At 69.6% G+C, this 2,355-nt stretch carries 1 protein-coding gene; it reads right to left on the bottom strand.

Features of this window, described 5'->3' with window-relative positions; genetic code table 11:
* Positions 1 to 8 precede the first annotated feature (8 nt).
* The gene (locus FHY03_RS20670; RefSeq protein WP_311722541.1) at positions 9 to 2,192 is read right to left on the bottom strand and encodes a polysaccharide biosynthesis tyrosine autokinase; all 2,184 of its coding nucleotides are present in this window, start codon (positions 2,190 to 2,192) and stop codon (positions 9 to 11) included.
* Between the last annotated feature and the right edge of the window lie 163 nt (positions 2,193 to 2,355).

Raw genomic sequence — 2,355 nt, forward strand, 5'->3', positions numbered from 1 at the left:
TGGTGTGCTCAGGCCTTGGCACGGTCGGTGCGGCCGTAGGCATAGCCATAGTCGTAGCCATAGCCGTGGTGGGCACGGCGGGCGTCGAACTTGGTGAGGACGGTGCCGAAGACGCGCGCGTTGGCGCTGGCGAGGCGGGCCAGCGCGGTCTTGACCAGCGTGGCGCGGATGCCGTGCGACTCGACCGCGTAGACGACGCCCTCGACCCGGCTGGCGATCAGCGGCGCGTCGGCCAGCCCCATCACCGGCGGCGAGTCGATCACGACATGGTCGTAGCGCTCGAGCAGCCGCTCGACCAGCAGCGCGAGCCGGTTGCTGGTGAGCAGCTCGGCGGCGTTGGGCGGGATCGGCCCCGCCGTCATCGCGGTGACGCCGAGGTCGCGCATCTGGAAGGTGAGCGTCTCGATCGCCTCCTCGCCGGCCAGGAAGTTGCTCAAACCGCGCTCGTGCCCCACCCCGCCGAGATGGTGCACCGACGGCGAGCGCATGTCGCCGTCGACCAGGATCACGCTGCGCCCGGCGCGCGTCAGCATCGTCGCCAGCGCCAGCGCGGTGGTCGACTTGCCCTCCGCCGGGCGCGTCGAGGTCACCGCGATCGAGCGCGGCACGCCGTGCGCGGTGGTGAAGGCCAGGTTGGTCTGCACCGCCAGATAGGCGTCCACCAGGTCAGACTTGCGGTTGAGCAGTTCCTCGCGCGGCGTCGCCTCGCCCGCCACCTTGGGCACCGAGCCGAGCAGCGGCAGCCCCAGCCGCCGCTCCATCTCGCTCGGGTCCGCGATCGCCTCGTCGATCTGCTCCAGCGCCGCGGCCAGCCCCGCGCCCACGCCCAGCCCCACCACCAGCGCGAGCGCCAGGTTGAGCAGCAGCCGCGGGCTCGACGGCTTCTGCGGCACGTCCGCGCTGTCCACCACCGAGACGTTGTTGATCCCGACACCGCCCGCGATGCCGATCTCCTTGAAGCGCTGCAGCAGCCCGTCGTACAAGGCGCGGTTGGTGTCCACTTCCTGCTGGTAGATGTTGTACTGGATGCTGCGCCGCCGGTTGTCGAGATAGCGCGCCTTGAGCTGGTCCACCTTGCTCTTCAGCGCCGCCTCGCGCTCCTGCGCCTCGCGATAGTCGGCCAGCTGCGAGCCCGTCACCCGCCCTTCCTCGCGCGCGATCGAACGGTCCAGCTGGTCGATCTGCGACTGCAGCGCGCGCGCCGCGGGATAGCCCGGCTCGAACTGCACCATCAGCCGCTGATAGTCCGCCGCCAGCTCGGCGCGGCGCTGCCGCAGCGCGTTGATCGCCACGTTGCGCAGCGCCTCCGTCGACGCCCCCGCACGCCCGGCCTGCTCATAGCGCGCCGACGCCTGGATCCGGTCCGCCGTCGCCTGCGCCAGCGCCGCGTTCAGCGCCGCCAGATCGTCCACCACGATCGAGCGCTCCACCGTGGTCTTGCCGTCGCCCGACTGCGACGGCAGGTTGATGATCTGCTCGCGCGTCGCATAGCCCACCAGCTGACGCTGCGACTGGTCCAGCTTGTCCTTCTGCATCACCAGCTGGCGCTCCAGCAGGTTGCGCCCGTACGACGTCGCCTGCACCTTGCGCTCCAGGTTGGTCTGGATGAAATTCTCCGCCCAGGCGTTGGCCACCCGCGCCGACAGCGCCGGGTCCGGGCTGCTGAAGTTGATGTCCACCAGCCGCGAGAAGCGCATCGGCTCGATCGACAGGTTCTTCAGCAGGATCTCTCCCGCCAGCCGCTGCCGAGCCGCACGCTGCGCCGCCGGATAGCGCCCGTTCACCAGCTCCAGCGCCGGCGACGCCTTGGGCTTGAACAGCGCGTAGAAATGCTCGTCGTCCACCAGCCGCAGCTTGTTGGCCACCCGCTCCGCCAGCGCGCGCGAGCGCAGCAGACCGTATTGCGTCTGGTAAAACTCCTGGTCGAACGTGCTCGCGTCGCGCTCGACCCCCTCGATCCCCGTCACCTTGCTCGACTCGCGCGCGATCTCCACCGTCGCCACCGCGGTGTAGCGCGGCGTCATCAACAGCGTCACCACCAGTCCCAGCAGCAGCGACGCCACCACCGACCCCAGAATCACGTAGCGCCACCGAACCGCGATCCGAAGATACTGCCGAACCAGCGGCACGCGATCCGCCACCAACGCCGTACCCGCCGGCGACAGCGCCCCTACCCGCGGCGGAGATGTCACAAGGTTCATCTACTTACACACCGTCACTGCACCAACGCGATCAGCGGCGCCGCCAGCAGAGGCGCCAGCGACACCACGTCACGGAACAGCCGACGCTGCGGCGAATCACCCACCACGATCACGTCGTTCGCATAGATCGCCGGATCCTCATAGACTCCTCGCC

Origin of the sequence: Sphingomonas sp. BK345 (assembly GCF_014193845.1) — a bacterium.
In the GTDB taxonomy this organism is placed as follows: domain Bacteria; phylum Pseudomonadota; class Alphaproteobacteria; order Sphingomonadales; family Sphingomonadaceae; genus Sphingomonas.